Here is a 4,994-nt window from a genome sequence, read left to right as displayed (position 1 = left end):
GGTGGCCTGGCAGGCCCGACGCTCGCTGATGCCGTAGGCCACCTGCAGGTGGCCGGCGACTTCACGGCGAGCGCTGGGCCTTACCACTTTCGCTTCAGGACATCCTGCAACATCGAGCGGTCCAGCGTCAGGTCGGCCACCAATCGTTTGAGCTTGCTGTTCTCGTCCTCCAGCTGCTTCAGCCGCCGGATCTCCGGCACGCCCATGCCGACGAACTGCTTCTTCCAGCGGTAGAACGTTGGCTCGGACACACCCATCTTCCGGCAGACCTCGTCCACCGTCGCGCCGTTCTCCGCCTGCCGAAGGGCAAAGGCGATCTGTTCGTTCGTGAAGCGTTTGCGAGGCATGGCATCCTCCCTCCTTCAGGGTTCAGGATGCCCGAAAAACTTGCGCTCAGCGCGGACCAGTTTGGTGGGTCAGGGTCAGGCCGCTCCACCACGGGTAGCTTGGCTGACGGAGCAGGTCGGGCGAGCGCGGCCGGCCAAGCGGAGAAGGCTGGCATGAACACTTCCGGCGGCGGCGGCCGATATACCAGTGAGGCGTGGGGGCGCACGGTGTTGTAGTGAGATCTCCAACTTTCGATGACGATTTGCGCCTCCCCGAATGTGTAGAAGATCTCGCCGTTGAGCAATTCATCGCGAAGCCGTACGTTGAAGCTTTCGACGGAGCCATTCTCCCGCGGCCAGCCCGGAGTGATGTAGGCAGCGTTAATGCCGACGCCGGTGATCCAAACTTGTACTGCTTTTACAACGAATCTCGGCCCTTTGTTCGAACAGATATGGCCCGGCACGCCACGCAGGATGAACAGGTCCGAGAGCACGTCGATCATATCGACCGCCTTGAGCTTGCGGGCGACCTGGATCACCAAGAATTATACGTGGAATCATCGATCACGTTGAGCATCCGGATCTGGCGTCCATCATGCGTGCGCGCCTCGACAAAGTCATACGAAACACGTGATTGCAGTATTACGGGCGAAGGCGGATGCAGTAGCCGTCGTTGTCCCAGATCCGCCCTCGCTTGGGCTGCTTGGCCGGGACCTTCAGGCCCTCGCGCCGCCAGATCCGCTCGACGCGCTTGTCATTGACGAACCAACCCGCCGTCTTCAACAACGCGCTGATCTAGCGGTAGCCGTAGCGACCGTACCGCGTCGCCAGCGCGATGAGATCAGCCGTCAGCGCCTCCTCATCGTCGCGGCCCCGCGGCGCCTTGTGCTGTGTCGATCCTTCGACAGGCTCAGGATGAGGGATGCTGACCGAGCGCCCGGCAGGCGCGGCGCTCGGAGACGTCCATCGTCAGCATGATGTGCTCGACACAAGCGCGTCGGCCCGTGGGGCTAAGAAGTTTCCCCGGGACGGCTCCTGGAGGATCAGCTTGTCCAACGTCAGATCGGCAATCGCTCTCCTGAGACGCTACTTCTCCGTTTCAAGATCCTTCATCCGCTTCACTTGATCCGTAAGCGCTGTCTGGGCGGCACCTTCCGGCAGACGGTGTGAAGGCGACATACGGAGCGGAATGGGAGCTCCGTCACATGTCGATGTCAGGGCGTATGGCTATGTCGGAGCCGATCCGGCGCCTGGAGCTGTTCACCGGGGCCGACCGGCGGCGCACGTGGTCTGATGAGGAGAAGGCGGCCATCGTCGCCGAGAGCGATGGGCCGGGCACCTCGATCAGTGCGGTGGCGCGCCGACATGGATCGAGCGCCTCGCAGCTGTTCACGTGGCGACGCCTGGTGCGTCAGGTTGGGAGACACGACGGCGAGCGCCTACTGCAGTTCGTGCCGGCCGTGATGAGTGTGGGACTACAGGAGCCGACCTCTGCCGAGATGAGCCCCGGGGTGGGGGAGCGATGCGGCTGCCACAGCATCGAAGTCGAGATCGCAGGCGCCACGGTCCGAATCGCCCAGGACGCGAGCACGGCTCAAATTGCCGCGGTGATCCGGGCGCTGAAGGCTTGCCCATGATCGGACCCTCCGGCGCGGTGCGCGTGATGCTGGCCACCCGGCCGGTGGACTTCCGCAAGGGCATGGACGGGCTGGCCGCTCTGGTCCGGGACGCGATGGGCGCGGATCCGTTCTCCGGCACGGTCTACGTGTTCCGCTCGAAGCGCGCTGATCGGGTGAAGCTCCTGGTCTGGGATGGAAGCGGGCTGGTCCTCGCGACCAAGCGTCTGGAGGCTGGTCAGTTCTGCTGGCCGAAGATCGAGGACGGCGTGGTCCGGCTGAGTGCGGCGCAGCTCGCGGCGCTCGTCGAAGGTTTGGACTGGAAGCGCGTCCATGCGGCACGTGCCGTGGGCGTGCCGGCGGTTGCCGGCTGAGCAAAAAGGCTGGCCAGCGGGCTTCATCGCGGTGGTAAGTCACTGGCGGATCTGATCTAATCTGCTTCGTGGCCGCGCCTGCTTCGCCCTCGTTCGACGATCCCGAGACGCTCAAGGCGCTGCTCGCCGAGGAGCGCGCCGAGAACGAGCGGCTGCGCCAGATCATCCTGGCCATGCAGCGCCACCGCTTCGGCCGCCGCGCCGAGAGCCTGCCTGAGGATCAGCTTCTGCTCGGGCTGGAGGAGGCTGAGCAGGTCGAGGCCGCGGGCTTTGCCGACGAGGAGAATGAGCCGGCCAAGCAGGAGGCGCGGAGGGCCAAGCGGCGCACGAACCGTGGGGCGCTGCCCGCCCATTTGCCGCGAGTCGAGCACGTGGTCGATGTCGACAGCCTCATCTGCCCGTGCTGCTCGGGTGACCTGCATCGGATCGGCGAGGATGTATCCGAGCGCCTCGACGTGGTGCCGGTGCAGTTTCCGGGTGCTGGTGATCCGCCGCCCGCGCTACGCTTGCCGCGCCTGCGGGGACGCGGTCGTGCAGGCACCCGCGCCGGCGCGGCTGATCGAGGGTGGCCTGCCGACCGACGCTCTCGTCGCGCAGGTGCTCGTCTCCAAATACGCCGACCACCTGCCGCTCTACCGGCAGGCGCAGATCTTCGCCCGCCAGGGCGTCAGCCTCGACCGCTCGACGCTGGCCGACTGGGTCGGGCGCGCCGCCTTCCTCCTCCGGCCCGTGCACGGGCGACTGCTGGAGACGCTCAAGCGCTCGGGCAAGCTGTTTGCCGACGAGACCACGGCACCGGTGCTCGATCCGGGCCGCGGCCGCACCAAGACCGGCCAGCTTTGGGCGTATGCGCGCGACGACCGGCCCTGGGGTGGGACGGACCCACCCGGCGTCGCCTACGTGTACGCGCCCGACCGCACGGCTGGACGACCGATCGCGCATCTCTCCGGGTTTGCAGGCGTGCTGCAGGTCGACGGCTACGCGGCCTACGAGACGCTGGCCAAGGGCGGCGAAGTGCGGCTGGCCCACTGCTGGAGCCATGTGCGTCGGCAATTCTATGACCTTGCCGCGGCCTCGCCGATCGCCACAGAGGCGCTGTCGCGCATCGCCGCGCTCTACCGGATCGAGGCCGAGATCCGCGGGCGTCCGGCCGAGGAGCGACGGGCGGCCCGTCAGGAGCGAAGCCGGCCGGTGGTCGAAGCGCTGGAGCCGTGGCTGCGGGAGAAGCTCGACCTCCTGAGCCGCAAGAGCAACCTCGCGGAGGCGATCCGCTACGCCCTGAGCCGCTGGGCGGGGCTGAGCCTGTTCCTTGATGATGGGCGCGTGGAGATCGACTCCAACACCGTCGAGCGCGCGATCCGGCCTCTGGCTTTGAACCGGAAGAATGCCCTGTTTGCTGGTTCGGACGGCGGAGGCGAGCACTGGGCGGTGATCGCCTCGCTGGTCGAGACCTGCAAGCTCGTCGGCGTCGAGCCGCAGGCTTACCTGGCCGACGTCATCACCCGCATCGTCGAGGGCCATCCGCAGCGGCACCTCGATGATCTGCTGCCATGGGCTTACCAGCCAACGCCAGCCCTCAAAGCCGTGGCCTGAGGACAGCGCTTACCTTGATCCGACTTAAGGCTGCCGTACTCCTTGCGCCAGCGATAGTAGGTCACGCCGATCGCCCCAATCGAAGCGGCGACGCTTTGTTCTTGTGAGACCAGCACGTTGACCTGACGCAGCTTGCTCACGATCTCCTCGGGCTTGGGTCGGTGGGCCATCGGTTTCGTCTGTCGGCTCAAAAGCCATACTTCAGGGAAGACCATTTCGAAGGAGGACGATCAGAAGCACTCGTAAAACGGCGCTTTCTACGCCGTTGAGCAGGAGCAGCCACTTGTGGAGGCAGCACGGGGGAATGGTTCGATCGCCGACCCAACCTCGATCGTGGTCGCCCGGTCTTTCTCAACGAGACGGCCGCTACGAAGAAGATGGTCCGTCATTACAGTGGCGCTGAGCGCGGTGAACGTTGTCGGATTGTTTCGCCGCATGGGCATTACAAAACTGCCGCTATTCCGCAGCCCTGCGCACGACTCGCCTGATCACGACCACCCTGTACGGCGGGGCAACAAACGGAGAGTACTTCCGTGCCTACGTTGCCGGCAGTCAAGCTCCTGTGCTCAGAGCCGGCCGCCGCGCCATTCTTGACAAACAACAATCCCGCAAAAACGTCGGCTTGTTCGAAATCATCGAAGTAGCCGAGGCTCGATTCCCCTACCTGTCGGGCTAGTCGCCTGAATTTAACGCGATTGAGCGACCATTTCTGAGTCTGAAGGTGCTTCTGCGCAGCGCCGCTGCCTGAACCGTACCAAACTTTTGGGCCGCCATCGCTCAAGCCTTCGCGACCATTTCCTTAGTAGTTACCACAACTACATTGCCACCACCGGATGCAACGTCTGTGGCCTATTATAACCGGCGGCCACACTCGAATTATTTTCAATACCAAGCTTTTTTGTTGGTCGCATTTGAGATATCCTATTAGTACTACTTTGGCAGATTAGAGCTGTTGTCGTTTAGGTTGGGTCATAAGCGTCGTATCCGGCGGCGGCGATGTAGTTGCGGCATTCCGCTGGAGTGAAGGCTGCGAAGGCCCGGGCGATGGCTGCCCAAAGGTCTGGGACGGTTCGGGCAGCGGCGGT

General features: G+C 64.4%; 3 protein-coding genes and 5 pseudogenes. 4 read left to right on the top strand and 4 right to left on the bottom strand.

Going from position 1 to position 4,994, the window contains the following annotated elements; genetic code table 11:
- Together MKK65_RS19945 and MKK65_RS19940 are read right to left on the bottom strand one after the other, a co-directional pair.
- A pseudogene (locus MKK65_RS19945) lies at positions 1 to 347 on the bottom strand (transposase); the annotation flags it as partial.
- Between the two features lie 149 nt (positions 348 to 496).
- Positions 497 to 1,457 (bottom strand): annotated as a pseudogene (locus MKK65_RS19940) (IS3 family transposase); the annotation flags it as partial.
- A 92-nt stretch (positions 1,458 to 1,549) separates the two neighbouring features.
- Between MKK65_RS19940 and tnpA the strand changes: the two are divergent.
- The 3 genes and pseudogenes from tnpA to tnpC all read left to right on the top strand — a co-directional run bounded on the left by tnpA (position 1,550) and on the right by tnpC (position 3,909).
- A complete protein-coding gene (tnpA, locus tag MKK65_RS19935; protein WP_243959903.1) occupies positions 1,550 to 1,963 on the top strand; it encodes an IS66-like element accessory protein TnpA in 414 nt (137 codons plus the stop codon).
- Entirely contained in the window at positions 1,960 to 2,316 is a 357-nt protein-coding gene (gene tnpB, locus MKK65_RS19930; protein ID WP_042671684.1) for an IS66 family insertion sequence element accessory protein TnpB, read from the top strand. The genes tnpA and tnpB overlap by 4 nt, the downstream gene beginning before the upstream one ends.
- 68 nt (positions 2,317 to 2,384) lie before the next feature.
- Positions 2,385 to 3,909: pseudogene (gene tnpC / locus MKK65_RS19925) on the top strand (IS66 family transposase).
- Between the two features lie 5 nt (positions 3,910 to 3,914).
- On the opposite strand, the pseudogene MKK65_RS19920 reads toward tnpC, so the two are convergent.
- Positions 3,915 to 4,079, bottom strand: a pseudogene (locus tag MKK65_RS19920) (IS3 family transposase); the annotation flags it as partial.
- 245 nt (positions 4,080 to 4,324) lie between these two features.
- On the opposite strand from MKK65_RS19920, the gene MKK65_RS19915 reads away from it, so the two are divergent.
- Positions 4,325 to 4,585 (top strand): hypothetical protein, encoded by a 261-nt coding sequence (locus MKK65_RS19915; protein WP_243959902.1) that lies wholly within the window; start codon positions 4,325 to 4,327, stop codon positions 4,583 to 4,585.
- A gap of 283 nt (positions 4,586 to 4,868) precedes the next feature.
- Here the strand turns inward: MKK65_RS19915 and MKK65_RS19910 are convergent.
- Positions 4,869 to 4,994: pseudogene (locus MKK65_RS19910) on the bottom strand (IS630 family transposase); the annotation flags it as partial.

The sequence above is a fragment of the Methylobacterium sp. J-001 genome (genome assembly GCF_022829565.1).
Taxonomy (GTDB): Bacteria; Pseudomonadota; Alphaproteobacteria; order Rhizobiales; family Beijerinckiaceae; genus Methylobacterium.
Note: the sequence above shows the minus strand (reverse complement) of the source record. Positions and strands in the feature narration are given on the sequence as shown.